General features: G+C 58.8%; 27 protein-coding genes. 13 read left to right on the top strand and 14 right to left on the bottom strand.

What is annotated here, in order from left to right; translation table 11 throughout:
• The first annotated feature begins 178 nt into the window (after positions 1 to 178).
• On the top strand, positions 179 to 1069 hold the full coding sequence (locus tag OQ273_RS15095) for an HNH endonuclease (RefSeq protein ID WP_267991322.1): 891 nt from the start codon (positions 179 to 181) through the stop codon (positions 1067 to 1069).
• A gap of 123 nt (positions 1070 to 1192) precedes the next feature.
• The gene (locus OQ273_RS15090) at positions 1193 to 1696 is read left to right on the top strand and encodes an aggregation factor core (protein ID WP_267991321.1); all 504 of its coding nucleotides are present in this window, start codon (positions 1193 to 1195) and stop codon (positions 1694 to 1696) included.
• A 13-nt stretch (positions 1697 to 1709) separates the two neighbouring features.
• Here OQ273_RS15090 and ade read toward each other — a convergent pair whose 3' ends face one another.
• Positions 1710 to 3503: an adenine deaminase gene (gene ade / locus OQ273_RS15085; protein ID WP_267991320.1), complete on the bottom strand. Its 1794-nt coding sequence runs from the start codon at positions 3501 to 3503 to the stop codon at positions 1710 to 1712.
• 187 nt (positions 3504 to 3690) lie between these two features.
• Between ade and gndA the strand changes: the two genes are divergently transcribed.
• On the top strand, positions 3691 to 5100 hold the full coding sequence (gene gndA / locus OQ273_RS15080; RefSeq protein ID WP_267991319.1) for an NADP-dependent phosphogluconate dehydrogenase: 1410 nt from the start codon (positions 3691 to 3693) through the stop codon (positions 5098 to 5100).
• 53 nt (positions 5101 to 5153) lie between these two features.
• Here gndA and OQ273_RS15075 read toward each other — a convergent pair whose 3' ends face one another.
• Positions 5154 to 5459 carry a hypothetical protein gene (locus tag OQ273_RS15075; RefSeq protein WP_267991318.1) on the bottom strand — a complete coding sequence of 102 codons (306 nt, stop codon included), beginning with the start codon at positions 5457 to 5459 and terminating at the stop codon, positions 5154 to 5156.
• 127 nt (positions 5460 to 5586) lie between these two features.
• On the opposite strand from OQ273_RS15075, the gene OQ273_RS15070 reads away from it, so the two are divergent.
• The gene (locus OQ273_RS15070; protein ID WP_267991317.1) at positions 5587 to 6342 is read left to right on the top strand and encodes a helix-turn-helix domain-containing protein; all 756 of its coding nucleotides are present in this window, start codon (positions 5587 to 5589) and stop codon (positions 6340 to 6342) included.
• 36 nt (positions 6343 to 6378) lie between these two features.
• Positions 6379 to 6792: a VOC family protein gene (locus tag OQ273_RS15065; protein ID WP_267991316.1), complete on the top strand. Its 414-nt coding sequence runs from the start codon at positions 6379 to 6381 to the stop codon at positions 6790 to 6792.
• 4 nt (positions 6793 to 6796) lie between these two features.
• On the opposite strand, the gene OQ273_RS15060 is transcribed toward OQ273_RS15065, so the two are convergent.
• On the bottom strand, positions 6797 to 7390 hold the full coding sequence (locus OQ273_RS15060; RefSeq protein WP_267991315.1) for a GNAT family N-acetyltransferase: 594 nt from the start codon (positions 7388 to 7390) through the stop codon (positions 6797 to 6799).
• An 86-nt stretch (positions 7391 to 7476) separates the two neighbouring features.
• Between OQ273_RS15060 and OQ273_RS15055 the strand changes: the two genes are divergently transcribed.
• On the top strand, positions 7477 to 8337 hold the full coding sequence (locus OQ273_RS15055) for a LysR family transcriptional regulator (protein WP_267991314.1): 861 nt from the start codon (positions 7477 to 7479) through the stop codon (positions 8335 to 8337).
• 73 nt (positions 8338 to 8410) lie between these two features.
• Here OQ273_RS15055 and OQ273_RS15050 read toward each other — a convergent pair whose 3' ends face one another.
• The 5 genes from OQ273_RS15050 to OQ273_RS15030 form a co-directional block, all read right to left on the bottom strand.
• Complete coding sequence (locus OQ273_RS15050; RefSeq protein WP_267991313.1) at positions 8411 to 8875, bottom strand: GNAT family N-acetyltransferase; 465 nt, start codon at positions 8873 to 8875, stop codon at positions 8411 to 8413.
• A gap of 346 nt (positions 8876 to 9221) precedes the next feature.
• The gene (locus OQ273_RS15045; protein WP_267991312.1) at positions 9222 to 10442 is read right to left on the bottom strand and encodes a serine hydrolase domain-containing protein; all 1221 of its coding nucleotides are present in this window, start codon (positions 10440 to 10442) and stop codon (positions 9222 to 9224) included.
• A gap of 33 nt (positions 10443 to 10475) precedes the next feature.
• A complete protein-coding gene (locus OQ273_RS15040; RefSeq protein ID WP_267991311.1) occupies positions 10476 to 11075 on the bottom strand; it encodes a uracil-DNA glycosylase family protein in 600 nt (199 codons plus the stop codon).
• Between the two features lie 64 nt (positions 11076 to 11139).
• Positions 11140 to 11508: an SPW repeat domain-containing protein gene (locus OQ273_RS15035; protein ID WP_484496883.1), complete on the bottom strand. Its 369-nt coding sequence runs from the start codon at positions 11506 to 11508 to the stop codon at positions 11140 to 11142.
• Positions 11509 to 11615: 107 nt separating this feature from the next.
• Positions 11616 to 11855, bottom strand: coding sequence for a helix-turn-helix domain-containing protein (locus OQ273_RS15030; RefSeq protein ID WP_267991309.1), 240 nt, complete (start codon positions 11853 to 11855; stop codon positions 11616 to 11618).
• Here OQ273_RS15030 and OQ273_RS15025 point away from each other — a divergent pair.
• The 3 genes from OQ273_RS15025 to OQ273_RS15015 all read left to right on the top strand — a co-directional run bounded on the left by OQ273_RS15025 (position 11805) and on the right by OQ273_RS15015 (position 14141).
• Positions 11805 to 12236, top strand: coding sequence for a DUF4142 domain-containing protein (locus OQ273_RS15025; protein ID WP_333781705.1), 432 nt, complete (start codon positions 11805 to 11807; stop codon positions 12234 to 12236). The genes OQ273_RS15030 and OQ273_RS15025 overlap by 51 nt on opposite strands.
• Positions 12236 to 12583 carry a plastocyanin/azurin family copper-binding protein gene (locus tag OQ273_RS15020; RefSeq protein ID WP_267991307.1) on the top strand — a complete coding sequence of 116 codons (348 nt, stop codon included), beginning with the start codon at positions 12236 to 12238 and terminating at the stop codon, positions 12581 to 12583. The genes OQ273_RS15025 and OQ273_RS15020 overlap by 1 nt, the downstream gene beginning before the upstream one ends.
• 328 nt (positions 12584 to 12911) lie before the next feature.
• On the top strand, positions 12912 to 14141 hold the full coding sequence (locus OQ273_RS15015) for an adenylate/guanylate cyclase domain-containing protein (RefSeq protein WP_267991306.1): 1230 nt from the start codon (positions 12912 to 12914) through the stop codon (positions 14139 to 14141).
• 7 nt (positions 14142 to 14148) lie between these two features.
• Here OQ273_RS15015 and OQ273_RS15010 read toward each other — a convergent pair whose 3' ends face one another.
• On the bottom strand, positions 14149 to 15123 hold the full coding sequence (locus OQ273_RS15010) for a nuclear transport factor 2 family protein (protein WP_267991305.1): 975 nt from the start codon (positions 15121 to 15123) through the stop codon (positions 14149 to 14151).
• 385 nt (positions 15124 to 15508) lie between these two features.
• On the opposite strand from OQ273_RS15010, the gene OQ273_RS15005 reads away from it, so the two are divergent.
• On the top strand, positions 15509 to 15937 hold the full coding sequence (locus OQ273_RS15005; protein WP_267991304.1) for a VOC family protein: 429 nt from the start codon (positions 15509 to 15511) through the stop codon (positions 15935 to 15937).
• A 12-nt stretch (positions 15938 to 15949) separates the two neighbouring features.
• On the opposite strand, the gene OQ273_RS15000 is transcribed toward OQ273_RS15005, so the two are convergent.
• From OQ273_RS15000 to OQ273_RS14985, 4 genes are read right to left on the bottom strand one after another with little or no spacing between them, the layout of a single operon-like run.
• On the bottom strand, positions 15950 to 16714 hold the full coding sequence (locus OQ273_RS15000; protein ID WP_267991303.1) for a cyclase family protein: 765 nt from the start codon (positions 16712 to 16714) through the stop codon (positions 15950 to 15952).
• On the bottom strand, positions 16714 to 17700 hold the full coding sequence (locus tag OQ273_RS14995) for a fumarylacetoacetate hydrolase family protein (protein ID WP_267991302.1): 987 nt from the start codon (positions 17698 to 17700) through the stop codon (positions 16714 to 16716). Before OQ273_RS14995 ends, OQ273_RS15000 begins: the two co-directional genes overlap by 1 nt.
• A 40-nt stretch (positions 17701 to 17740) precedes the next feature.
• Positions 17741 to 20077 carry a hypothetical protein gene (locus OQ273_RS14990; protein WP_267991301.1) on the bottom strand — a complete coding sequence of 779 codons (2337 nt, stop codon included), beginning with the start codon at positions 20075 to 20077 and terminating at the stop codon, positions 17741 to 17743.
• The gene (locus OQ273_RS14985) at positions 20074 to 20595 is read right to left on the bottom strand and encodes a hypothetical protein (RefSeq protein ID WP_267991300.1); all 522 of its coding nucleotides are present in this window, start codon (positions 20593 to 20595) and stop codon (positions 20074 to 20076) included. The genes OQ273_RS14990 and OQ273_RS14985 overlap by 4 nt, the downstream gene beginning before the upstream one ends.
• 271 nt (positions 20596 to 20866) lie before the next feature.
• Between OQ273_RS14985 and OQ273_RS14980 the strand changes: the two genes are divergently transcribed.
• Entirely contained in the window at positions 20867 to 22075 is a 1209-nt protein-coding gene (locus OQ273_RS14980; RefSeq protein ID WP_267991299.1) for a hydantoinase/carbamoylase family amidase, read from the top strand.
• Positions 22076 to 22134: 59 nt separating this feature from the next.
• On the opposite strand, the gene OQ273_RS14975 is transcribed toward OQ273_RS14980, so the two are convergent.
• Positions 22135 to 22947 (bottom strand): acetolactate decarboxylase, encoded by an 813-nt coding sequence (locus tag OQ273_RS14975; RefSeq protein ID WP_267991298.1) that lies wholly within the window; start codon positions 22945 to 22947, stop codon positions 22135 to 22137.
• A 178-nt stretch (positions 22948 to 23125) separates the two neighbouring features.
• On the opposite strand from OQ273_RS14975, the gene OQ273_RS14970 reads away from it, so the two are divergent.
• Together OQ273_RS14970 and OQ273_RS14965 are read left to right on the top strand one after the other, a co-directional pair.
• A complete protein-coding gene (locus OQ273_RS14970) occupies positions 23126 to 23752 on the top strand; it encodes an NAD(P)H-dependent oxidoreductase (protein ID WP_267991297.1) in 627 nt (208 codons plus the stop codon).
• Positions 23749 to 25638: a monovalent cation:proton antiporter-2 (CPA2) family protein gene (locus tag OQ273_RS14965; RefSeq protein WP_267991296.1), complete on the top strand. Its 1890-nt coding sequence runs from the start codon at positions 23749 to 23751 to the stop codon at positions 25636 to 25638. The genes OQ273_RS14970 and OQ273_RS14965 overlap by 4 nt, the downstream gene beginning before the upstream one ends.
• Positions 25639 to 25694: the final 56 nt, after the last annotated feature.

Below are 25694 nucleotides of genomic sequence, written 5' to 3'. Positions count from 1 at the left end.
TACTTGAGTATAAAAACGTTCGTCCTGAACCCGTTCGCCGGCTTGGAGTTCCGTTTCATTGCTTAGAATTCTTGAATCTAATTATTAGATTAGGAAAAGTGAAAGTCACCAATAGGTTGAAAAGATTCGCTTATTCTGAAAGCTTGTTGCCGGTTGCACATATTGGGTAATTTCAAGCATGGCATTTGGAATCTTCATGCACAGGGCTGACTCGATTTATGAAGATATTCCGTCCATGCAATATCAGTTCCCGAAGCAGTATCTTAGTAGGGCGACCGAATTTGTCGGCGATTGGATAATCTACCTTCAGCCAACAAAGGTTCGAAGCACGAAAGGGTATTTTGCGGCCGCGAAGGTGGAGAAAATTGTTCCCGATCCCCAGCTCAAAGATATGTACCTCGCACTTATCGAGCCCGGCAGTTATCTCGATTTCGGTGACCCCGTGCCATTTCGTATTGGTGACCAGATCACGGAGTCGGGCCTCCTGAATGAACAGGGTCACATTTCTGGCAGAGCTCAAGCTGCGGTCAGGCCCATCTCTTCGACAGATTTCACCAGAATTATCGAGTTGGGCCTTGGAAAGGCAGAGGACGACCTACCACGAACCGAGAGGCCGAATGAAGTCAGCGAAGGGCCGGCTCAATATATCCACTTATCGGCTCGCGACAGGGTTGACCAACTGACAAGCAGGCCTGTCCGTGATCGGAATTTCCGAAAAACTGTCCTACGTGCTTACAGAGAAAGATGTGCCATCACCGGACTACGTCTGATAAATGGTCAGGGAAGGGCGGAGGTTGAGGCTGCGCATATTCGACCGGTTGAAAATGACGGACCGGATATCGTTAGCAACGGGATTGCTCTTTCTGGCACAGCACATTGGATGTTTGATCGAGGGCTTGTTGGCCTGTCAGACAATTTGGAAGTACTGATTTCCCGACAGGCAAACGATGTGGAGGCGATCCGCTCAATGATCAATTCCAGCGGAGTATTACTCACACCCGATAGACAAACGGAGCGTCCACACTCCGCCTTTGTCACGTGGCACAGGGAAAATCGCTTTAAACAATAGGCGACATTTCAATTTCGCTAGCTGCGCACTTCCCCAGTTCAACACCTCGTGATCACCCCACCGCCCGGTGAACCACTCCGGCCCCTCCTGCGTAAACCCCGCACGCACACACAGGAGTTTGCCATGAAAACCGCCGTTCTTGCCGCCCTTCTTGCCGGCTTTGCTTCGCCCGCTTTTGCCGATCTGCAGGTTCGTTTCGATGAGGGGGCGCCGAAGGATCGGTTTACGATCACCAATACCGGGGCCTGCGCGCTCGGCGCGGCGTCGCTCACCATCGATCTTGGCGGCTCGCCCTATGGGCTGATCTTCGATGTCACCGGCAAGGGCGCCGGCGTTGAAGTGTTCCAGCCCTTTGAGCTGGTGTCGGGCGGGGAGGTGCTGAACACCGTGCCTCGCGTCTCGGATGGCGACAGCGCCGTAACGCTTGATTTGACCGGCCTCGACGCCGGCGCGTCGCTGGCCTTTACCATCGATGTTGACGACACCGCCGATGCGCTGGAGATCACCGTTTCGGATTCCGAGATTGTCGGCGCCGGCGTGGTGCTTGAAACGGCCGCGGGGTCCGCGACAGCGTCCTTTGAAAAGAACGCCATTGCCAATATCGCCTGGTCCGGCTGCTCGTCTTGAGACCGGTCGGGTCTTAGACGAACAGATCCACCTTCTTGAAGGTGGTCACGTCCACAAGCCCGACATCGGAAATGCGGATTTCCGGGATCACCACCAGCGCCAGCAGCGAGTGCTGCATATAGGCGTTGTTGAGGGTACAGCCGCAGGCCTCCATGGCCTCGACCATCTTCTGTGCCTTGTCGGCGACGATTTCGGCGCGTTCGTCGGCCATCAGGCCGGCGATCGGCAGTTCGACCAGCGCCAGCTCCTTGCCCTTCGAGACGACGATGATGCCGCCGCCGACCTCGCCCAGCCGGTTGGCGGCCAGCGCCATGTCCTCGCGGTTGGTGCCGACGACGATCATGTGGTGGCTGTCATGGGCAACGGTCGAGGCGATGGCGCAGTCGATATTATAGCCGAAGCCGGAGACGAACCCGTTGGTCACCTGGCCGGTGGCGCGGTGGCGCTCGACCAGCGCGATCTGGCAGACATCGTTTTCCCGGTCCATCTGCACCAGCCCGCCCTCAACGGCAAGCGGCGCTTCCAGCGCCTTGGTCGGCGCCTGGTTCTCGATAACGCCGATCACCCGCGCGTTCACCTGGTTGGCCCCGGCGGGCGCGGCGATCTCGAAATCGCGCGCCGCCAGCATCTTGCCGAGTTTCACCGTGTTCTTGGCAAATTCCGGATAGGTGCGGTGGGGGATTTCGGCCGTCAGCGCGCCGTCCTTTGCCATCACCTTGCCCCGCGCAATGACGAGCTCGATGGGCAGGGCGCTGATATCGCTGGAAAGGATGAGGTCCGCCCGCCGTCCGGGCGTGATCGAGCCGATCTCGCGCTCCAGGCCAAAATGCTGCGCGGTGTTGAGCGTCGCCATCTGGATTGCGGTGATGGGCCTCAGCCCCTGCGCGATGGCGTGGCGCACCACTCGGTTCATATGGCCTTCATTGACGAGCGTGCCGGAATGGCTGTCATCGGTGCACAGGATAAAGTTGCGCGAATCGACCCCGTCCTCGGTGATGGCTTTGACCTGTGCCGCGACATCATACCAGGCCGAGCCGAGGCGCAGCATGGCGCGCATGCCCTGGCGCACCCGGGCGGTGGCGTCTTCCTTACGCGTGCCTTCATGGTCGTCCGCCGGCCCGCCCGCCACATAGGCGTGAAAGGCATGGCCGAGATCCGGCGAGGCATAATGCCCGCCGACGGTCTTGCCGGCCTCCTGCGTTGCGGCGATCTCGCCGAGCATCGTGGCGTTTCCGGCGGCAACGCCCGGAAAATTCATCATCTCGCCAAGGCCGATAATGTTCGGCCAACCCATCGCCTCCGTCACCTCGGCAACGCCGAGTTCGGCGCCCGGCGTTTCCAGGCCCGGCGCCGACGGCACGCAGGAGGGCATCTGCACATGCACATTGATCGGCATATCCATCGCCTCGTCATGCATCAGCTTGACGCCCGGCAGGCCGAGCACATTGGCGATCTCATGCGGGTCGATGAACATCGAGGTCGTGCCGTGCGGGATGACGGCGCGGCAGAATTCCGTCACGGTCACGAGGCCGGATTCCACATGCATATGCCCGTCGCAAAGCCCCGGCACCAGATAGCGCCCTTCGGCCTCGATCACCTCCGTATCATCGCCGATTGTGTGGCTCGCGTCAGGGCCGACATAGGCGAAGCGGCCGTCGAGGATCGCCACATCCGTCTCCGGTACGATCTCGCCCGAATGCACGTTCACCCATTGCCCGCCGGTGATCACCATATCGGCCGGCGCGCGGCCCATGGCGACCTCGATGAGGCGCGGGGCCACTTCGCTCCAGGGTTTGATCGTGCTCATCGAATTCTCCGCTCTGTTTTTGACCGCGCGACACTAGCGGTTTCACGCCGTTCGCCGCAAGAGCCGTTGAAAGCTAAGAATTCGCCCGCCACAGTTCCTGCGAATGTGTTATCCATCGAAAAAACGTCAGCGCGATGATGGGCAGGCGTTTGGCGAGGCGGCGACGACAGAAAGGCATTCACACATCATGACGACACCCGGCATCGGCCTCATCGGCCTTGGCACCATGGGCAGCAACCTGGCGCTCAACATCGCAGACAATGGCCACGATATCGCGGTCTATAACCGCACGCCCGAGCGTACGCGGGCCTTTGTGGACGGAGCCGGAGAGCTGGCGGACAAGCTGACGCCGTGCGAGACCCTGACGGAATTTGTCGCGGCGATTGCACCCCCGCGCAACATCATCCTCATGGTGCCGGCGGGCGAGGTCGTCGATCAGCATATCGAAATCCTGCGCCCGATGCTCGGCGATGGCGATCTGATCATTGATGCCGGCAATGCCAATTTCCGCGATACCAACCGCCGCGCGGCTGAGGCCAGGGAGAAGGGTGAGCTTTTCCTCGGCATCGGCGTGTCGGGCGGCTCCGAGGGTGCGCGTTATGGACCGTCCATCATGGGCGGCGGGCCGAAGCCGGCCTGGGACCGGGTCGCGCCGGTGCTGAAAGCGATCGCCGCTAAATATGATCGCGTGCCTTGCGCCACATGGATGGGCGAGGGCGGGGCAGGGCACTTCGTGAAAATGGTGCATAACGGCATCGAATATGCCGACATGCAGATGATCGCCGAGGTCTACGGCATCATGCGCGACGGGCTCGGCTATGAGCCGGCGCGGATCGCCGATATCTTCGCCGCGTGGAACAAGGGGCCGCTGCATTCCTATCTCATCGAGATTTCCGCCGAAGTCTCGCGGGCGATTGACCCTCAGACGGACCGCCCGGTGCTCGACATCATCCTCGACCGCGCCGGCCAGAAGGGCACAGGCCGCTGGACGGTGATCGAGGCCCAGCATCTTGGAACACCCGTCTCCGCCATTGAGGCCGCGGTCGCCGCGCGCAACATCTCGGCCCGCACAAAGGAGCGCGAGGCCGGCGAAGCGCTCTTCGGGCCCGCGCCGCAGGCGCTCGATGCCGAAACCGTCACGCCGCAATGCCTTGAAAACGCGCTGCTTGCCGGCAAGGTCGCCTGTTACGCGCAGGGCTTCACCATGATCGAGGCGGCCTCGGAGGAATTCGGCTGGTCGCTGCCGCTGCCCGAGATCGCCAAGGTCTGGCGCGCCGGCTGCATCATCCGCTCGACCATGCTCAACGACATGGCCGAGGCGCTCACGGCCTCGGGCCGCGTCAATCTGATGTTCGCGCCATTCTTCGCCGACATCATGAAGCGCGGGCAGGGCGATCTGCGGTCACTCGTCAGCAAGGCGAGCCTTGGCGGCAATCCCGTGCCGGCGCTCTCATCCGGCCTTGCCTATTTCGACATGATGCGCACCGGCCGTTCCACCGCCAATATGATCCAGGCCCAGCGCGATTTCTTCGGCGCCCACTCCTTTGAGCGGGTGGATGCCGAAGGCGCCCACCATGGGCCATGGGTGGGGAGTTAAGCGGAGCCGCTTGGAGCCCAAGGTGCCGATTGGTTTCGGTTAACCGCGAATGATCAGTTGATTTTTCCTGTTTCGTGAATGAGTTCTGGAAACTCATTGACGATAATCTCTCTCGGATCGTATCGCTTCTCATGAAGAGCGCCAAACATCCAAATTGGCGGCTGGGAATCCGGATGAAACGAAGGCTCGTCTCGCCCCACCACGACATCCCAGGTCCTGCCGAAACCGTCTTTGCAACTCCAAACCCAAAATTCACGATTTAAGAAGAACAACTTCTCTCGAAGCCTGAATTCTCCATAAGAAGTTGGCTCTTCATCAACTGAATACTTGTAATGGCAGTTTGTCATGTAGTCCGACATGGTTTCAATTGAATAAGGGCTGTCGGTACCTGGAGGAGACTCTCTTGGCGGTTCATGGTGCAGGGGAAAGCTATGAATGCATTCAATGCAGTATTGATGATACGTGTTACCAATACAGAACTGCGAAATGAGCGAGCGCGGTATGTACGATCCAAAGGGAAACGGTAAAGACAAAACGGTTGAAACCGTTCAGTTTTTTGAAGCCGAACCGCCCAAACATTTGCGAGGCATTGTCCATCGTTTTCTGGAACTGCGCACGCAGGCTGCCTTGTTGGACGATTATCGCTTCCACGCCCTGCCGGACGCCTGCACCTATATCGTTTTCGATCAGCTCAATCCGGGCGTCGTCGGGATAACCAGGCTGCATTCTTCCTCTGAGGAGCTCAATCTGGGCAAGACGTTTCACTTTCTCAACATCCGACTTCTGCCGGGCGTTTGGCAGGGAGACTGCGAAGAGGCGTCCTACGGTCTGGTGAAAGACGCCTATGACGGCACTCTACCGCTGACCGCTCTCAATCAGGCCCTTATCGGCAAGGATTTTGCAGCCAAGCAGTCCATGCTCTCTCGCTTTGTGGAAGACCTGATTGAACGCAAGCTCGTAATCGCCAATCCGGTCACCGAAAGGATATTCCAGCACCTCGACGACATCCATTCTGTCGCAGAAATGGCGGCGGTGGCAGGGTTATCACCACGCCAATTGCAACGGGTTCTCAAAAAGACGACGGGTTTTGCGCCTCACGATTTCCTCAAGGTACTTCGGCTGCAGCAATCCTTAGACGGCGAGCCTTCCCTTTCATATGCTGACCAGTCTCACTTCATCCACTCGTTCCGCCGGGCGACAGGCTATACGCCGGGCAAGTATTCCAGAAAATTCGATGTCTGAAATCTACAATACTGACCAATAACGGCTTGGTAGCTGATGGGCATGTTCGACAACAAACTGGAGTTGATGATGTCTAAAACAAACGCTGTTGGATGGTTTGATATCTATGTAAACGACCTGGATCGGGCCGTATCGTTTTACGAAACCGTGCTGGACTGCAAACTCGAACCGATCGGTGACCCCACAGGTGAAACTCAAATGATGAGTTTTCCGGCAGATATGGGGGCGTATGGCGCGGGTGGTGCCTTGACGAAATCGGCCAATGCCTCTCCCGGTGTCGGCGGGACCGTCGTTTATTTTTCCGCCGAAGACTGTGCCAACGAGGAGGCGCGTGTTGCAGAAGCCGGCGGGGACGTGGTCAGACCGAAATTCTCGATCGGTGAATTCGGTTGGGTGTCGCTGTGCCAGGATACCGAGGGCAATCTGTTTGGCATAAGCTCCATGAAATAGCGGTTCAGCAAAGGTCCCTGCCGGAAACACCTTGAGTGACGGGTCTCGCGGCTGCATCGGGATCATGCGATAGCACCTTTTCCATGGCGTAGAGGCTGACGCGGTAGCCGTTTGAAAGCCGTCCCTCAACGGGGTGAAGGGTGCGGTAGCCGAGGCGATCGTAGAGCTGTTTGCCGGGCAGGGTGGCCGTTAGCGAGAGGTGGCGGACGCCGTGGGCGGCGGCGTCCGCCTCGATGATCGCCATGATCCGGCTGCCGAGGCCCCGGCGGGCAACAGTCGGGTCGACATTTACGGCCCGGACAAGTGCCTGGCCGGGCGCCAGCGCGGCGGCATGCTCGCCGGATGCCGCCGCATAGCCGGGTGCGCGGCAGGACCAGCCGCCGCCGGCGAGGATCGCGCCTTCAGCGCCGGTGAGAACATGGTAGTGGCCATCGTCGACAAGATCAGGCGTCAGCAGCGGCACCTCTTTGAGAGCAAGGCGCATGGCATCCAGATCGTAGTGATCGTCATTGAGACCAAGGGTGGCGCGGTGCAGAAGAGCCATCAGGGCGCCGAAATCGTCGGGCCGGGCAAGACGGTGGGTGAAAAGCTGGTCCATCGGATGTCTCCTTCGCCGCGGAAGATGCCGATGAACCTGTCCATTTCGCAAACGAATTTACTTTCTAACCAGAATAAGAAATTCTAATGGGTATGGATATCGACGCATTGAAAGCATTTCTGGCGATCATCGAGACAGGGAGCTTCACGGCGGCCGGCCAGCAGATCGGGCGCACACAGAGTGCAGTCAGCCAGCAGATCAAGAAACTGGAGGCCGAGATCGGGCGGCCGATCCTTGAGCGCGGCAGCGGAACGGTGCGGCTGACGCAGGAGGGTCGGCGGCTTCTGGGACCGGCGCGCGAAGTACTGAACGCCCATGACCGGGCATGCGAGGCCTTCGCCCTGACCTCCAGCGCGGGCCGGGTTGCACTCGGCATGTCAGAGGTTTTCCTGACGCCGGTTCTCAGGCGGCTTCTGCCGGAGATGCGGAAGGTGGCGCCGTACGTGGAGCTGTCGCTGTGGACCGAGGCCACGCCCGATTTGATCGGCGGCCTGCGCGACAGCGGGCTCGATCTCGCCCTGCTTGCCGGCGCCGCCGCAGGGATGCCGCAGACCGTGCCGCTGTTTGTTCGCAACCCGGTCTGGATAGGACCTGAAGTGGTGGACTTGCATGAGCAGGACCCGCTGCCGATTATCATCTGGGTGGAGGGAAGCGACTACGCCCGAACGATCAGGGGTGCACTGGAGCGGGCCGGGCGGCGGTATCGTGTCGCCATGAGCACCAAGAGCTTCGGCGGGATGATGGCGGCGGCAAGGGCCGGGATCGGGATAGCAGCAGGGTTGGAGGAAAACGTGGACGCCGGTCTGCGGGTGTTGGGCCGGGACGCCGGGATGCCACCGCTTCCCGCTTTGAAAGTGTCGCTGGCGCGCCGACCCGAGGCACGCTCAAAGGTGGTCCGCGACGTGGAGCGTCTGATCGTCGATCTGTGTGCAGACGGAACGACTTGACCGTCAGGCCATTGGCCGCTCCACCGCCCTTTGAAGAGCCCTCCGCCAACTGAATGGCGAAGGGCATTTGTAGTCAGAGTGCCTTTCGGAAAATCACCTTGTCATCGCCTTCTGACCAGAAGTCCCGGATGCGCGCTTCTTCTTCATATCCGTTGCGGGCATAAAATGTCCGGGTCCGTGCGAAGTCTTCCGTACTCGAGGTGTCGACGATCAGGATGCGTTGGTTCTTTTCCCTGAGGTGCTGCTCGGCTGCAGCAACGAGTGCTGCTCCCAGCTTCTTGCCCTGAAGATCGGGCCGGACCGCAAGCGCGAGCATGTTCCAGGCTCCATCGGTCAGTTCCTCCGGTGCCGTATAGCACAAACCGACGGCTGCCCCGTCAAGATGGCAGGTCAGCCAGAATGCGCCGGTATCTCCCTGAAGGGATGGCGCGAGCATGTCCGGGAGCATGTCACTTGGAAAAAGCCCGGTCTGATCCAGCACGATCAGCAGGGCCGGGATGTCGTCTTCTGTCGTCGGTTTGATTGTCGGTTTCAACATTGGTGATGATCCTTGGCGGGTGTCTCTTGCGTATTGTCGGGCTTGCGCTCGAGCGGCGGCGGAACGCGCAAAACACGCCGTTCGTATTGTGAGGTGTTCAATGGATTGTCTCTTGAATTTATGTCAGCCGAAAAAGCTCCCGGCATTGCGCACGGTAGGCTTTTTGGTTCAGATCGATCCGGTCGGGTGGACCTTAGCGGCGGGCCGCAAGCGTGGACATAAAATCTCCGTCGCCCCATCTTGCATAGGACATGGTGTGTACTTAGATCACACAACGCCTTTTCACAAGCCGGCGCGAGACAGACAACCAAATGACCGGTTCGGCTGCTTGGGGCCGGTGCCGGCTTCAGTCGTTCGACAGGCGCATGTCGTCCAAAAGCCTGTCTATTCTTCTCGCATGAAAAACGTTGGTTGCGGCTGCCAGCACACGGTCTTGATCCGGAAGGATCACCAACTTGGCGTACCACATGGTGTTCGACCCGTTGTGCCAGATATGGGGTGGGTCTTTATTGTCCTCGATCACCCAGCCGAGACCGTAGTTTTCAGCGATGATCTCCTGCATTGCCAGGCAACTTTTGGCTGACAAAAACTGATCTGCTTCTCCCTTGCACGCGGCAAGGTGGGCCTGGCCCCAAAGCACAAGATCGTTGAGGCTCAAATGGATTGTCCCGGCAGGCCCGAGCCAGGGTGGATTGTCCGTTATGTCCGCTTGTGGCGAGACCTCGCGCTTGAACAGAACAAATCCGCCATGGCCCCACGGCGCTCCGTCCTTCACCGGCGCCCCGAACCCGAGTGATTTCAGGTCAAGCGGAACCGCCAGTTCGTCAAGAACGAGCTTTTCCCAGGGTTTTCCGGTGGCCTCTTCGGCAACAAAACCTGCCAGCAAATAGCCGAGATTGGAATAGAGATAAGCGCCCGTCTGATCGGAAAGCGGACTGATCCACAAGGCGGCCAGGATCTCACGCCGCAGATCGTGGAGGTTCTCGTTCGATCGTTTTGAAAAGTGTTCCATGGGCGCGTTGGCGGGCAGTCCGGACGTGTGTGAGAGCAATTGACGAAGGGTGAGCGCGCGCCATTGCGCGTGCATGAGCGCCTTGTCCTTGGGCAGATAATCCTCGACGGGTGCGTCGAGCGAGAGTGTCCCGCGATCCACCAGCCGCATGATGAGGGCGGCGGTGAAAGACTTTGTGATCGATCCGATATGCCATTGCGCATCAGTGGAAACGGGTGTGTCGGTGTTTTTGTGAATGGGCCCAAATGTCATTGTCACGGGTTTCGCACCATTCTCCGCGTAGGCGACACCCAGCGCATAGTTCGGTGCCTTCGAGGCAGCCTGCTCGGCAATGTCCTCCAATTCGCCCGCCTGCGCCGCATCCAGCCCGCATGCAAGCAACAATGTCTTTGCAAATGTTCGTAACATGAGATGCATTTGGATGTCGGACAGCACAGATACAAGATCGGGATGCCAAACTTCGGCCTGGACCCGCATCGACAGGCTGTTTGGGAAGCCCGAATTCTCGAACTCGCCGCAAAGCCGCCGCGGCTCGTTCCCCGGCAGCGGCTTCATTGGGACCACCATCATTGTCAGTTTTCACAGATGTTAAGGGCGGTCCGCGTCAAAAACGTTCTCCACCCGCGTTTGCAACACCGGCACAATATTGTTTTCAAACCATGGATTTTGCCTGAGCCACCGATTGTTTCGTGGGCTTGGGTGCGGCAGGATGAGCCGATTGGGCCACACGTCTGCCCACGACTTGACCGCGTCAGTAACCGTGGATCTGCCAAATTGGGGCAAATGCCAATCAATCGCGTAACGTCCGATGACCAGGGTCAATTCCACGGAAGTGAGGATATCAAGAATCCTGTTGCGCCACGCTGGTGCACATTCGCTGCGCGGAGGCAAATCACCTCCATTGGCAGTTCCAGGAAAACAGAAGCCCATTGGCACGATGGCGACTTTCCGGGCGTCGTAAAAGACATCGCGATCAATCCCCAGCCAGGCTCTCAACCGATCGCCCGAGGGATCGTCAAATGGAATGCCCCTTTCATGGGTGATACGACCTGGTGCCTGACCGACGATCAAGAGCCTTGAGCTGGGGCTGAATTGAACAATCGGGCGTGCTCCCAACGGGAGATCCTTGCAAATGGTGCATGATCTTACTTCAGTCAGAAGACCGTCAGCATTTACAGAAGGTGTCATCGAACAATCTCAACGGCTTCGGGCCGCAGAACAATTGCGGCCCGTTTGTATCGGGAGGTCTGCATTATGCCGACACAACGCTGTCTTCAGGCTGGTGCAAGCCAACCACAACCAGGACCGTGAGGCCAAGCAGCATGTAGTACCAAAACTCGATGCCGGTGAAACCAAAGGCCAATGGTGCGACAATGAATGCAATTCCGACCAGACCGTCGACGGCAAGGTGAAATCTGTAGGGCAAAACCCGGAAGATACCGAGATGGTGGTCGGTGAGCACGGTCAAAAAGAGCGCAGCAATCCCTGTCGCGATTGACAACCAAAATGCCAAGATATTGCCCTCACCGAGACCAAACAGGAATGGCATTGCGATAAGGCCGAGCGCGACCGGATAGTCGAGATATGCGTGAAGTGACTTGGTAACGAAACGCGGGAATATGGTTTTCTCATCCTTTTGCAGTTTGCTGACATGCAGCGATCGAAGAGAAATATGTGAGGAGTTTCGTGCAGGCTATGCGCGAAAGTTCCCGATTTTATGCAGATCGTTCATACGTCTGAATGAGCAGCGATGGTAGACTTTCTGAAACCGGCAGGTGTCATGCCGGTCTCCTTTTTAAAAACACGCGCAAAGGCTGAATCGGAGGCATAGCCTGCACCTTCGGCGGCATCTGTCAGTGTGTTCTTTGGAACCAGGAGCAGCCTCTTTGCGATTTCGATGCGCCACGCGATGTCGAAATTGCTCATGTTGCATACACGGCAGACAATCTCGACATTCGTTATGCCCATTTGGCGCTTGCGAAATCCAAGAACCCGGAAATTCACAAATTCGCAAAAACGATGATTCGCGATCATGAAGCAGTGAATGAGCAAGCTCTGGCGCTGCTGGAAAAACTGGGCGTCCAGGCGCAAGACAATTTTCTGAGTCAAAAACTAAACCAGGACGGCGATGCAATCATCGAGAGGTTCAGCACACTCAGCGGGGCTGAGTTTGACAGGGCCTATGCCGAGAACGAACTGGCGTACCACAAAGCGGTCAATGCTCTGGTCGGTGACGTCTTCATCCCGAATATCGAGAATGCCGAGGTGAAAGCCCTGTTCGAAGAAGGCCTGAAAATTTTCAAAGCGCATGAAGCTCATGCGGAGATGATGGTGGAGGCCCTGAACTGATGGCATCAAAAGTCATCCGCAGGGACCTTCTGGTCGGGGCGGCAGCATGTGCTGGCGCTCTGGCTACCTCCGTCAACAATGGCCTGGCAAAAACGCCAAGAACTCATGACATCAGGATCAAGTCCTTTGAGTTCGAACCCCAGACCATCACCGTCAAAGTCGGCGACACGATACGTTGGACCAATGAGGACTTGGCGCCTCATACCGCTACCGCGGTGGCGGCAGATTGGGATACCGGAGAAATCGTCAAGGACGATGCGCGGTCAATCAAAGTTACCGAGGGAATGGAAACCAACTATTTTTGTGCGTTCCATCCACACATGAAAGGCACAATTGAATTGATCTAGCCTGACCGGCGCCAAAGCGGACATCTGAATGTTCTTGCAATGCGTCCAGTAAGGGCTCGAAAGGTGAATTTGCCTGTTGCATGCATGACAAGCGTGGCGGTGTTTTATGAATAAATCCGAATGTCATGTGTCGTCGGTTGCGCGCCAGTGTTCGACCATGCGACGTCCAGTGCGGCTGACAGGGTAGGGATGACAGACTTCGGACCGGACCCGCGGAACTTGCGGTCAAAAGTGCGCATCTTGATTGGACGCCGCTTTGAAGTAGCTTTGTCGGTGAACTGTTCTCGAACCTGATCCGGTGGAGGCGAAACAAATTTTCAGATCTTTCATGCTGAATGCGTGGCGGCCGATCACCTGGTATTTGTCCATTGGACTGGACGGCTTGCCGGACAACGAGAAATCCCGGCGCTTTGCCTTCAACGTCATCATGTTGGCCGGATTTGGCGCAGCCCTCGGCTATGGTGCGTTTTATGCACTCTACGATTTTGACGGCCTGCGTGTCGCGTGGATTGCTGCCTTTGCCTGTACATCCATCATCCTGCTTCCCCTTGTGGCAATAAGAAGTTTGCGGTTGGCCCTTTTCCTGGGTCTCGCAGTCGGTATCTGGGTCTTCACCACGCTCAGCTATTTCCTTGGCGCAGGCACCGGCCTTTACTTATATCTCAATATCGCCCTGCTTGCCGCGCTTGTCGTCAATGGCAAGGAGAACCTGACCGACACGATTGTATTTTGTGTGGCATGTATTGTCGCCATGGTTATTTCGGCCGTGTACTTCCAGGAACCGTCCGGCATTGTCGTGGTAGATCCGAGGTTCCAGCTTCTGGTCCTTCTGACCGTGGTTGTGGCGATGCCGCTGATCATCGCCTTTGGGGTTATGACCCTGTCTTTCAGGGTCGCGAGGGCTGAAGAAGCGCTGGCCGCTGAACATGCGCGCTCCGAGGCGTTACTAGACAACCTGCTTCCTGCTGAAATTGCGATGCGTCTGAAGTCGTCGCCCGGCTCTGTGATCGCAGATGAACTGCCCGAGGTGACAATCCTGTTTGCCGATATTGTCGATTTCACTCCGCGCGCTTCGTCCATGCCGCCGGATGATCTGGTGAAATTTCTCAATTGGGTTTTCACCGAATTCGACAGGCTGACCGAACAGTTCGGTCTGGAAAAGATCAAGACCATCGGCGATGCCTATATGGTTGCCGCCGGATTGCCGACAGCGCGCCCGGACCACGCGCAGGTGATCGCGGATATGGCTTTGGCCATGCTGGACGTCACCGCCCGGCTGACAGCCGAGTCCGGCCAGCGGATCGAGGTGCGGATCGGCCTTCATTCGGGCGCCGCCATCGCCGGCGTGATCGGAACACAAAAGGTGTTCTACGACGTCTGGGGCGACACGGTGAACACCGCAAGCCGAATGGAAAGCCATGGTGAAGCCGGGCGTATCCAGCTAACCGACGAAATGAAACAGCGTTTGGGAACAGCCTACACATTCGAGCCGCGCGGCAGTGTCGAGATCAAAGGCAAGGGGTTGGTGCAGACCTATTGGCTGACCGGCAAAGCCTGAGGGCCGATCAAATGCCGCGCCGGTCCGCGTTGAGAAGAAGGCGGACGAGAGCCGGCTGCGCCCGGACGCCTGTTTTGTCGTAGATACGCTGCAGGTGTGTTTTCGCGGTGTTTGGGCTGATGCCAAGCGCCGCTGCGGCTGCCCCGAGATCGCGGCCTTCTACCAGGTGCCGTGCAAGCTTCTCCTGGGCTTGGGAAAGGCCATAGACTGCTGCGGCGCTGGCGAGCTGCCGTTCGAGCCGGTCCGTGTCGTCGAAGGTGATGAGCAGCCTGCCGTCTCGCAGGATCGCCCAGCAGATATGGGCAAGGCCGGTGTCGTCCTGACCAAGTGCGATCGCCCGTGTGACTGCGTCTTCTCCGACGCATGGCGTGTGCCGGTCGCGGACCTTGGCGATCCAGTCCACCGCGCTCAAAAGTTCACCTTGCGCGTCCGGTTCGGCGGCATGAAGACGGTTTGCCCGCAAGCCAAGCATGGGATGGTTCGGCAGGCGGTCCTGAGCCGCCTCGTTCATCCATAACAGGCGCGCAGTCTCGTCGACCTCGACAAGCGGCGCGCGCACATGGTCGATGCGCATTTGGGTGCCCACAATACAGGCGATTTTCCAGGATCCGTCTATTTTGTGGAGGATTTTGAGTTCGTGATAATGCCCGGCCATCTCCTTGGGAATGCTCGACATATCGCCGATCTGATCGTAGCTCACCCAGGCCATCTCGGCGCTGACAACAATATTCATGTTCTCTCGCCGGATAGCTTCCGGCACCTGCCATTCAATGTTTTCTGACAAAAGCCGGTGCATTTGAGTTCTGATCTCGGGCCCGGCGACAACCGTCACACCGGTTCCGACATGCGAATGAATGCGCCGGATTTCCGGCCCGTCATGCCAGCATTTCTCCCAGGCATCATAGTCCCGCTGAAGATATGCCTCCGTCTCGGCATCGACGACGGCGAGGATGGCGGCGCGATCCTCTTCAAGATCTTTCATCCGGTCCTGGCCTTCCATTGTTCAAAGGTGCAAAGCAGGTTCCTGCTTGTTGATCGGCATGTATATTGCAGCCATCCGGCTGCCTTGGTGATCGCACTGAATGCTACATTCAGACACATGGGTAAAGCGTTCGCCGAATTATAGTATTCATCTTCCTGATCAGGGTGAAATTTCGCAAACCGGTGTTCAGCCAGCTTGACAAAAGTCAGCGCTTGTAAGTCCATCACATACGGTCCCGCTGTTGACGATGGTCGTTGTGCAGCAGGATAGAATGTGCGGGTCCGGTCGCCTGTCATACGAGCGAACCACAAGAAGCAGATTTATCGTGGGGTGAAGGCGGATCGGGAGGAAAACCACCAGCCCGATAATAATACGGAGAAGGACTATGGAAACGCAGCAACTCCATCGGGGCCGGCTCATTGACCACATCCAACTCGTCGTGAGCGACCTTAAGGCAAGTCAGGACTTTTACGAGGCCGTCATGGCTGTACTGGATATTCCTGTCGTCCACACAGGTGACGATTTTTTCTGGGCTGACGAACTTGTCGTGTCGTCGGCAGAAAGCCCGGCCGCGCTTGGTGTGCTGACCGGACGTCACCATTTGGCCTTCCAGGCCAAGGACCGTGCGACGGTGGACGCCTTCTACCGCGCGGCTCTGACGCATGGCGGTCGCGACAACGGCGCACCTGGCGAGCGGGCTTACCACCCGGGCTACTACGCGGCTTTTGTGCTCGACCCGGATGGCAACAACATTGAGGCTGTGTATCACGGCGAGGCGCGTCGCAGCGCCCCATCGGTGGTCATCGATTTCTAGTCGAGATAGGCCTCAGTCTTCCAGCAGCGCCACAACCCGCGTCGGTGCGGCCGACGCGCCGACGATCTTCAGGGGGAAGACGCAGACCTTGAAACCGTGGGACGGCAGGGCCGACAGATTGGTGAGCTGTTCCATGTGCCAGTAGGGCCGTTTCTGGCCCACCCGGTGGCCTTCCCAGAAAATGTCGCGGCGGCCTTCGGCTTTTGATCGGGCGATCTGGTAGTGGAAGGGCACATCCCAGCCCCACTGGTCGATGCCGGTAACGGTCACGCCCTTGTCGAGCAGCCAGTCGGTCGCCTCGGCGCTCATGCCTGTGCCGCGCTTCCAGTATTCTTTCGTGCCCAAAAATTTGTCGCGGCCGGTGCGGATCAGCACGATTGTGCCGGTGGAGATTTCGCCGCCGGATTTTGCCAGCGCTTCTTCCATGTCGGCGGCGGTGATCGGATCGCCATCCTCCTTGTGGGTCATATCGAGGACAAGCCCCGGGCCGATGCACTCATCGAGCGGGATCTGCTCGATGGTCTGTGCCGGCGCGCCGCCGCTGGTCTCGCCATAGTGCCAGGGTGCGTCGATATGGGTGGTGCTGTGAACGCCCATCTTGGTGATCGTATCGTCCGCCCAGCCTTCAAAATCCTTCGGCATCAGGTTGAACGGCAGGCCGAGAACGCGCACCAGCCAGCGCCCGATCCGGTGCGGCTTGTGCTTGACCTTCACCTTCATGAAGGACGGATCGTCCGGATTGTACTGGATCGGTTTTGTCAGATCGACAACACTCATCAGGCATGTCCTCGTGAAATTGTGTTGGTAAGCGTGCCGATCTCTCCGATCTTGAGCGAAAGCCGGTCGCCGGGGTTCAGCCAGTGTCCGTTTTCCATGCCGCTGCCGCCCGGCAGCGTGCCCGAGCCGAACAGTTCGCCCGGGTGCAACGCCTCGCCCTTCGATGCCTGGGCAATGGTCGCGCCCATGGAATACTGCATGCCGGCCGAAGGACATGTCGCAACCGTCTCTCCATTGATGGAAACGGATGCATCCAGCGCGTCAATCACTGGAAGAACCTCATTTGCTGTCGTAACAATCGCCGACATCGCATTGATAAAATGTTTGGATTTCTGTGGCCCGAAGCCGCTCGCCATCTCGTCCTTCTGCGTATCGCGGGCGCTGACATCGTTCAGCACAACGAACCCGCCGATTGCCTTCGTCGCCTGTTCCTCGGATGCGTCAATCAGCGGATGTGCGAGGATTGCACCAAGTTCCAGTTCGTAATCCAGCGCGTCCGTATAGGCCGGCCAGGCAATCTCGTCCCCGTCGGTGAGGAAGTTCAGATGATTGCCGAAATAGTAGATCGGCTGCTCGTACCAGAGCTGGTGCGGGCGCAGCTTGGGAAATGTTTTGCCAGTGGCTTTCTCGAACGTTGTTGCCACGCGGTGGGCGCTGGGCATGAAGCGTTTCAGATAACCGCGTGTCGCGTTAATCACGTGGGATTCGTAAAGCATGAAGTCGCGAAACGAGGCCGGCACAAGCGGCAGCATCACATCTGCCTCTGCGTTTGCCGGCTCCAGGCCCGGCATTTCGGCGGCCAGCGCCTGCCAGCCTTCGGGACCAAGCTGCAGCACGGTCAGCATGTCCGATGCCGCATGACCCTGCGCCCCGTGACTGCGCGTGAGCTCGTCCAGCCTTTTGACATCGGAAAGGCGCACCCAGCGGTCGTTGTCGAGCGCTTCGATGCGCGGCCCGTCTGGCGTGTTAACGCGTCTGAGTTTCACAAAAAATTCTCCTGATCTCGATCGGGCGCGTCTGTCCGTGTCAGCGCCTTATCACGTCCGGGTCGGGCCACGGGTCGAAATCGCCATTGCGCACCTTGCCGTTCATGAAGTCGGCGAAGCTGTCGCCACTGATCCGGTTGCCGGTCACCTGGGTGAGGCCGGAGTAGGCACGCGCATGGGAGGCAAATTCGTCCTGCGGTATGGTGAGTGCCGCGTCTTCTCCAGCCGCGAGCTTCAGCTCATCCAGTCGGGTGTCAATCGCTTCCGCGGCCTGCGGCAGGAAGCGCGCCTTCACATAAGCATCGACCTGTGTCCAGTCGGCAAGGCCCTCGATGGTGTGCGGCAGCAATTCCTCCAGATAACCGAAGCGGAGTGAGAGTTTGCGCTGCAGATAAAGATTGCGCTGGTCGGTCAGCGCCTCGGCATTGGCCGGTATATGTTTGGCCATCAGTTCGAAATCCCGCATCGAGACAATGTCGCTGCCCTTCACGTTCCGATTGGCCTGGCTGTCCGTTACCAGTCCGAAATTGGCGGCAGCCGGCTCGTCGACCCCGCCGAAGGAGTGAAACTGTTTTTCGTCCCGCAACAGGATTTCAATCGCCTCGAGCTCGAAGGCGATCTGGCGCAGATAGAGCGCTGCATTGCGGGTCGCTGCAATCTGGTTGGAGTAGAAAGTCTCGGCATTAAAGGCCGGTGTACGGAGCCAAAGAGCATGGGGCTCGTCGCCGGTGAGCCGGCGAAACTCGGCAAGCCGCGTTTCCATGCACTCGGCCTGTCTCTCCAACGCTTTGGACGCATAGGCCTGGTAGGGCGCAAAGACGGAGCGAAGCCTCCCAATATAGTCCGCGGTAATGCCTTCGGACGTTTCGGGAAGGCTGCGGTCGATATCGAGCACCTTCAGTCCCGTATCGAGCGCATCGCCGCAAGGGCCGGCGCCGGTGGGACCAAGGCCTTCCAGAACGATGGCTGTTTCAACCGGCTCGCCGCCACTGTGAAATTCAAGGGTAGCCTCAAGCGCCACGATGCGCGAGCGAATCCGTTTGCCGGCAAATTCCAGCGAAGCGGGCAGAGCGATCTGCCGCGATTGCCGGCTTGCGCCTTCGAACAAAAGCCGGCTTTCAATATCTACGGCGCGGCTTTGAACACGCGGCCCGTGAAAGGCGAGGGGGACCGCGATGGCAATGCGCCGGTTCCATTCCTGCGCCCCGGTAAATGACAGGGTTGGCGCAAGGCCGATGTCGCGGGCGCCCGGGTGTGGGCCGCGTAAAGTAAGGGAGCGGTTCAGGGCAATGACCAGTGGTTGCCGCTCAGTGCCCGAGAATTGCAAGCCTTGCTTCGGGTCAACTATGCGGGTTCTGACCGCGTCTCCGGCAAAGACAAGTGCCTCAGTCAGTTCGACGATCAGACTTTGCTGCGGTTTGCCGCTGAATGCCAATCTTTCGGTAAGCGTAACACTATGCCTGCGATACGGTTTGCCTTGAAAGAGCAAGGTATCGGTCAGGTCGATTGTACGAACGACAAGAGGTTTGCCGCGAAAGGCGAGCGGCCTGTCCATCATGATTGTGCGTGCCGCCGGCTGCCTGCCGGAAAACGATAACGCATCGGCCACGGACACGGTCTGCGTGTTCAACGGTTTGCCGCCGAAGGAAAGGCCGGTTGTGATCTCAACCGTGCGGACCTGCCCGTCCTCGCCATGAAATTTCAGGCTTTCGGTCAGGGCAATTTGCCGGCTTGTCGGTGGTGCACCGTTAAACGTCAGGGCTTGAGAAAGGGCAAGCGATCGTGCTGCCGGCCGCTCGCCGGAAAAGGCCAGCGGCCCCGAGAGTTCGGTTTGACGAACGCGGTAGGCCGGCCCATGGAATTCCAATCGCCCGGAAAGATCGACCAGAATGGCCTCCGGCGCAGTGTTCTGCCGGTAATTTGTCCCCAGCCAGTCGTGACTTCGCTCCGGATCGTCATCCGCACTGATGATAGTGACGGTCCCCGGCGCAATCGATGCTGTGAAGGCGCCGGACATGATCCGCGCATTGCCGCTCGGCGAAAACAGCGCGCGCCAGGTACCGCTGATCGATGTGCAGTCCTCACCGACCCGTCCAAACAGGAAATAGTGTGGCCCGGCGCCGAGGCGTGCGACGCCGGGAAGGTAGGTGTGTTCGGCCGTAAACGGGTCGCCCGGATTGACTGCGCCGGTGCCCGCACCGAACATCCATTTGGCTTCAACGCTGCCATCGGATGTGCGGTAAACGCCGGACAGGTCGCCGAGACTGGCGCAGACATCGCCGTCAGCGGTTGTGTTGTCCTGCGCGCGAAGCGGGACCGTAGTGCAAAACAGCAGCGCCAGCGCAAGGCCGGTCGCTACCTGCCAGAGAAATTTCATTCCGTTTCGTTGAGCTTGTGGCGGATAAGACCGAGGGCTTCGGTGTCTTTTTCAGTGCAGGCCGCGCGCAGCCATTCGACCTCGTGCCGGCAGGCGCTGCGGTCGCGTCCGAAGGCGGTCGTCGGCCCGTAGAGCTGCGAATCGATACGCTCCACGCCGCGGTCGGTTTTCACGTTGAAGGACATTTCGCAAACGATTTCAGTTGTATCGTCCGGGTCCCAATAGTCGCGTACGGAGAGTTCCATTTCCACGACACTGTCGAAATCGTCTGTGCCAAGATCGCCGGAGGATGCGCGCGCCGGGGTCGCCTGAGAGCCGCCATACTGGTATTCGGGGGAATAGGCTTCGCAATGCACATAGGTGCCGGTGATGTCCTTGTGCAGATTGTCGAAACGTACCGGGACCTTGATCACAAAATCGGGCTGTTCAGCAGACGGTCCCGCGTCCTGGGCATGGACGCCCGCACTACTCAATCCCATGACAATCATGGGTAAAATGGTCAGGAAACGAAATCGCATTACAGCACTCCTCGATCTGCGAAACGGCGGGGGATGACGCGGGCGCGGAACACTCCGTACCGGGTTGCAGTGTCCGGTTTGGTGCCTGGCTGCGCGTCCTCCTGCCTTGATAATTCTCCGGTCCGCAAAACTCTAGCGGCCCGTCAAACGGACTGTCAATTAACGGCCGGGCGCAAGACTGGCGGCTTGGTGATACGGTTCCGGGGCGTGGCTGCCCGGACACAGGCATTTGTCTCTGTCCGCCGCGCTGCAGATACGTTAAGAAAAGCCCATGCCCGAGATTGCCGTCAATTCAGCCAGATTTCTGGAAGATCTTCACCGCCTGCGCTCATTTGGTGCGCATGGGACGGGCGTTGTCCGGCCCGCTTTTTCGCAGCCCGATATCGCATCGCGTCAATGGCTGGCCATCCGGATGGCCGATGCCGGGCTTAATCCGGTTTTTGATCCGGTTGGCAATCTTTTCGGTCTTCCCGCCGACGATTCCGCCTGCCTGCTTCTTGGCTCACACACCGATTCGCAGCCCGAAGGCGGCTGGCTTGACGGCGCATTTGGCGTGATCGCCGCGCTTGAGGCGGCGAGGGCCTCGATTGAAGCCGGCGGCCCCCCAATCGCCGTGGTCTCCTTCCAGGACGAAGAGGGACGTTTTGGGGCGCTCACCGGCAGCCGCGTCTGGTCCGGCGCGCTCGATCTTGCCGAAGCTGATCGGCTAACCGATACGCAGGGCACCAGTTTTGCCGACGCAAGAGCTGCGATGGCGGATCTGTGCGCCCGCGATTTTGTACGCGCCGACCGTTTCCTGGGCTATGTCGAAGCCCATATCGAGCAGGGGCCGGTTCTGGATCTGAGCGAAGATGTCATCGGTGTGGTCGAACACATTGTCGGCATTCGCGGTCTTCGGGTTTGTTTCGCCGGGCAACAGAACCATGCCGGAACAACACCCATGGCGATGCGCAAGGATGCCTTTCAGGGGCTCGTTGCATTTGCCGAACGGATCAATGAAACCCTTGCATCCATCGTCACCCCGGCGACTGTCTGGACTATCGGCCATGTCGAGCTGAAACCCAATGCGGCCTCCATCGTACCCGGTCTTGCCGATTTCAGCGTACAATGGCGCGATGCGGACGAGGTGCGGCTGGACCGCATGGAGGAGATCATCCGGCAGACGGCAGCAAGCGTCGCAGAGGAATACGACCTCAAGTGCACCCACTCGGATTATCTTTCGGTGCCGCCGACAGCGATCAGCGGACCCTTGCGTCAGCAGCTGGAAACATCCGCCGAAGCCCTCGCGCCGCAACGTTGGCGGCGCATGCCCTCCGGCGCGCTCCACGATGCCAACAATGTTGCAAGGCTGATGCCTGTCGCAATGCTGTTTGTGCCCTCCATCGGTGGCGTCAGCCATGATTTTTCGGAGGATACGAAAGAAGAGGACCTTCTTCTGGGTGCGCAAGTTCTGGCGCAAGCGGTGGCTTCGGGCGCCTAGGCGTCTTTTCAGATCAAACGACCTGTTTGCCGCTTGGCTGAAGCGGCGGGTCTCAATGTCTACTGACCCGCGGTCGTGACGTCCCACATGTGGATATTGAGCGCATTGATGCGCGTCCACTCCACCTTAAGATTGTCCGCCATCAGATCCGTAACCTGACCGAGCGCGCTTCGGTCATCGGTAATGAAGTGAATACGATAGGGCGTTTGCAGCACGCCGTTCATATATTCGGGTGCGCGCAGCCCGATCAGCGTAACGGCTTTGTTTTCCAGCAGAAATTTTTCAGTCCCGATCGTCATGGCCGTCTGGCTGTTGCCCCCGGCAACCGTCTCGACGACCGAACCATCGGGCACAGGGCCTGTCAGTTGATAGGCAAGTGCATCGACAACGCCGGTGATGCGAAACATGTAGGCATAGGTGCCGGTATTGCCAAAGGCATCGTCGAGAATGGGCTGTAATGCCTCAAGATCGACACTTGCCTCGAGATCCACGCTGTTGTCGGGGATGAATGTCGCCACAAGGCCGGATGGCGTGATTTCTTCCGTCAGCTCTCGCGGCACCGGGTCCGTTGCATCCGCGACCCAGAATTGCCGGTCGATACCGATCACGGTTCCCGAGCCATCTTCAAGCCCGCCAAGACCCGTATTGCCGTAGGTTACAAGATCGCTCCAGCGGAAATCCAGCCGCTGCCCGTCGATCTCGAACATGAACGGCAGTTGCGGCCCGAAGACAAAAAGGGTTGTGCGCGGGCCGACGGTGGACACGCTCTCGTCTTCCGCACGTGCGATGATGTCGAGGGAAGGCGAGAAAAGGAACGATGCGGCGCAGGCCAGCGCGGCGGTCATCAGCATTCGCGGGGCATGGATCGGCATGGCTGGTGATCTCCAGTGGTCCCACCATCATGCGCGTTGGCGTTGAGTCGGGCAAGCTGAGAGCCGTCTATTATCCCCCGTAAAGGCGCCGGCTATTGAAACACTGCTCGTGCGACCGATATGGTCGTGCGCTCAAGGGGGCCTTAAGAGCCCGACAAGAACAACCGAGGGATGGCGAGTGGAACCTGAAAGCCGCAAGATCCTTGTGCTGTTTGCCCATCCGGGCCAACGTTACTCACAGGCAAACGCTCAATTGGCCGAAGCTGCAAGCATGTCGCCCGGCGTCACCTTCGTTGACCTCTACGCCGAATATCCACGGTTCAAGATCAATATCGAGACCGAACAGCAGCGCCTGCTGGACCATGATGTCATCGTCTTCCAGTTCCCGATGTTCTGGTATTCGACGCCGGCCTTGCTCAAGGAATGGCAGGACCTCGTGCTTGAATACGGCTTCGCCTATGGAGAAGGCGGCGACAAGATAGCCGGAAAACTGTTCCTGCCGGTGGTTACGACCGGTGGTCCGGAAGATTTCTATCGGGTGGGCGGACGCAACAATTTTCCTTTACGCGACCTCCTGTCTCCGTTGGAGCAGACGGCCAATCTGTGCGGTCTGCGTTTTATCCCGCCCTATACGCTCTACGCGGCGCCGAAAGCCATCGGCAATGAGCGGATGAACCGCCATTTGGAGGGTTATCGGCAACTTCTGAAGGCGTTGCGGGAAAACAGGTTGGACATGGATGCAGCGGTAAAACTGCCGGTTCTGACCGATGACACGCTTCCATTGATCAAGGAGGCAACACCATGACTGGATTGCTGTTCCAGGCTTTCGTTTATCTGTGCGCCGCGGTGATCGCGGTGCCGGTCGCCAAACGTCTTGGGCTGGGTTCCGTACTCGGCTACCTCATTGCGGGCATTGTCATCGGGCCGGTGCTCGGCCTTGTCGGTTCCGAGACGGAAGGTATCCAGCATATCGCTGAATTCGGCGTTGTCATGATGCTGTTCCTTGTCGGTCTTGAACTTGAGCCGCGTACGTTATGGACGATGCGCAACAAGCTGCTGGGGCTTGGAGGCCTGCAGGTCGGCGTCACCATCGTGCTTGTCATGGCGGCGGCCATGGCGCTCGGTCAGCCCGCCACCATTGCGCTTGCCATAGGGCTGGTGTTCTCCCTTTCCTCAACGGCCATTGTCCTTCAGACGCTCAATGAAAAGGGTCTGATGAAAAGCGATGGCGGGCAGTCGAGTTTTTCGGTCCTGCTCTTTCAGGACATTGCCGTCATCCCGATGCTGGCACTCATCCCGTTGCTGGCCTTGCCTGAATTGGCGCATCACGGCGATGGCCATGGCGGCGGGCATGGCGCGGAGTTCAGTCTAATCGAAGGGCTGGCCGGCTGGCAGGTGGCGATCGTCAACATCGCTGCAATCGCAGCGGTGATTGCCGGTGGCCACTATCTCTCGCGGCCGATGTTCCGCTTCATCGCCGCGTCCAAATTGCGGGAAATCTTTACAGCCGCCGCGCTGCTTCTCGTTGTCGCCATTGCCTTCCTCATGACGCTGGTCGGACTATCCCCGGCGCTCGGCACGTTCCTTGCCGGCGTGGTTCTTGCCAACAGCGAGTTCCGACATGAACTTGAAAGCGACATCGAACCCTTCAAGGGTCTGTTGCTCGGTCTGTTCTTCATCACCGTTGGCGCCGGCATTGATTTTACGCTGCTGTTCAACAACGCGGCATCGGTGTTTGGCCTGACGATCGGCCTCATGGTGCTGAAGGCCGCCGTCCTGCTTGGACTTGCCTATATGTTCAAACTGCGCGGCGCCGATCAGTGGCTGTTTACGCTCGCACTTGCACAGGCCGGCGAATTCGGCTTCGTGCTTCTGTCTTTCACGGTTCAGAATTCCGTCATCCCGACCGATCTGGCGGATCTGCTGCTACTGGTCGTGGCCTTGTCCATGCTTCTGACGCCGGCCCTCTTCATCCTTTTTGACCGCGTTGTGCTTCCGCGGATGGACAAGGATCAGGGGCGGGATGCCGACGAGATCACTGAGAAGGGCGCGGCCATCATATGCGGCATGGGCCGGTTCGGGCAGGTGATCAACCGTGTGCTGAAAGGCAATGGCTACGAGACCGTGGTTCTTGATCTGAGCGCCGAGACCGTCGACGGCTTCAACCGCTTCGGCATCCGCACCTTCTACGGCGATGCGTCCCGGCCGGACTTGCTGGGCGCCGCCGGCCTTGAGGAAGCCGGGCTCCTTGTCGTTGCCATTGACGATATGGAGCGCGCCCTTGAGATCGTCAAACATGCACGCCGTGAGCGTCCCGATCTGCATATCGTTGCGCGAGCCCGCAATCGTCATCACGTCTACGAGTTCTACAAGGCGGGCGCCGATGACATCGTGCGTGAGACCTTTGACAGCGCGGTGCGGGCATCGCGCTACGCGTTGGAGGCCTTTGGCATACACCCGCATGAGGCGGAGAAACTGGTGACGATGTTCGAGAACCACGACCGCGATGGCATCCGCCGGCTTGCCCGACTCTACGACCCGGATATCCCGGCGTTTGAAAACGAGCCTTACATGAAGCTCGCGCGCGAAATCCAGGAAGAGATGGAAGACGCTCTGTCCGACCGCCCATCGGTCCATGACGAGGTCAGGCGCGCCTGGTTGCCTCCGGGCGCCAAGGCTCAGGACGACTAGGGCACGTGCCTGCAAGTGCCGTTCTGCAGTGTCTGGCCGTCAAATGCCTATGATCC

Origin of the sequence: Hoeflea prorocentri (genome assembly GCF_027944115.1) — a bacterium.
Taxonomy (GTDB): Bacteria; Pseudomonadota; Alphaproteobacteria; order Rhizobiales; family Rhizobiaceae; genus Hoeflea_A; species Hoeflea_A prorocentri.
The sequence above is the reverse complement of the archived record's forward strand: the minus strand, read 5'-3'. Positions and strand labels throughout refer to the sequence as shown.

Coding starts and splice junctions, on each gene's coding strand:
- OQ273_RS15095 (WP_267991322.1), top strand. CDS start 179: ATGGCATTTGGAATCTTCATGCACAGGGCTGACTCGATTTATGAAGAT.
- OQ273_RS15090 (WP_267991321.1), top strand. CDS start 1,193: ATGAAAACCGCCGTTCTTGCCGCCCTTCTTGCCGGCTTTGCTTCGCCC.
- ade (WP_267991320.1), bottom strand. CDS start 3,503: ATGAGCACGATCAAACCCTGGAGCGAAGTGGCCCCGCGCCTCATCGAG.
- gndA (WP_267991319.1), top strand. CDS start 3,691: ATGACGACACCCGGCATCGGCCTCATCGGCCTTGGCACCATGGGCAGC.
- OQ273_RS15075 (WP_267991318.1), bottom strand. CDS start 5,459: ATGTCGGACTACATGACAAACTGCCATTACAAGTATTCAGTTGATGAA.
- OQ273_RS15070 (WP_267991317.1), top strand. CDS start 5,587: ATGAGCGAGCGCGGTATGTACGATCCAAAGGGAAACGGTAAAGACAAA.
- OQ273_RS15065 (WP_267991316.1), top strand. CDS start 6,379: ATGGGCATGTTCGACAACAAACTGGAGTTGATGATGTCTAAAACAAAC.
- OQ273_RS15060 (WP_267991315.1), bottom strand. CDS start 7,390: ATGGACCAGCTTTTCACCCACCGTCTTGCCCGGCCCGACGATTTCGGC.
- OQ273_RS15055 (WP_267991314.1), top strand. CDS start 7,477: ATGGGTATGGATATCGACGCATTGAAAGCATTTCTGGCGATCATCGAG.
- OQ273_RS15050 (WP_267991313.1), bottom strand. CDS start 8,875: ATGTTGAAACCGACAATCAAACCGACGACAGAAGACGACATCCCGGCC.
- OQ273_RS15045 (WP_267991312.1), bottom strand. CDS start 10,442: ATGAAGCCGCTGCCGGGGAACGAGCCGCGGCGGCTTTGCGGCGAGTTC.
- OQ273_RS15040 (WP_267991311.1), bottom strand. CDS start 11,075: ATGACACCTTCTGTAAATGCTGACGGTCTTCTGACTGAAGTAAGATCA.
- OQ273_RS15030 (WP_267991309.1), bottom strand. CDS start 11,855: ATGGGCATAACGAATGTCGAGATTGTCTGCCGTGTATGCAACATGAGC.
- OQ273_RS15020 (WP_267991307.1), top strand. CDS start 12,236: ATGGCATCAAAAGTCATCCGCAGGGACCTTCTGGTCGGGGCGGCAGCA.
- OQ273_RS15015 (WP_267991306.1), top strand. CDS start 12,912: ATGCTGAATGCGTGGCGGCCGATCACCTGGTATTTGTCCATTGGACTG.
- OQ273_RS15010 (WP_267991305.1), bottom strand. CDS start 15,123: ATGAAAGATCTTGAAGAGGATCGCGCCGCCATCCTCGCCGTCGTCGAT.
- OQ273_RS15005 (WP_267991304.1), top strand. CDS start 15,509: ATGGAAACGCAGCAACTCCATCGGGGCCGGCTCATTGACCACATCCAA.
- OQ273_RS15000 (WP_267991303.1), bottom strand. CDS start 16,714: ATGAGTGTTGTCGATCTGACAAAACCGATCCAGTACAATCCGGACGAT.
- OQ273_RS14990 (WP_267991301.1), bottom strand. CDS start 20,077: ATGAAATTTCTCTGGCAGGTAGCGACCGGCCTTGCGCTGGCGCTGCTG.
- OQ273_RS14985 (WP_267991300.1), bottom strand. CDS start 20,595: ATGCGATTTCGTTTCCTGACCATTTTACCCATGATTGTCATGGGATTG.
- OQ273_RS14980 (WP_267991299.1), top strand. CDS start 20,867: ATGCCCGAGATTGCCGTCAATTCAGCCAGATTTCTGGAAGATCTTCAC.
- OQ273_RS14975 (WP_267991298.1), bottom strand. CDS start 22,947: ATGCCGATCCATGCCCCGCGAATGCTGATGACCGCCGCGCTGGCCTGC.
- OQ273_RS14965 (WP_267991296.1), top strand. CDS start 23,749: ATGACTGGATTGCTGTTCCAGGCTTTCGTTTATCTGTGCGCCGCGGTG.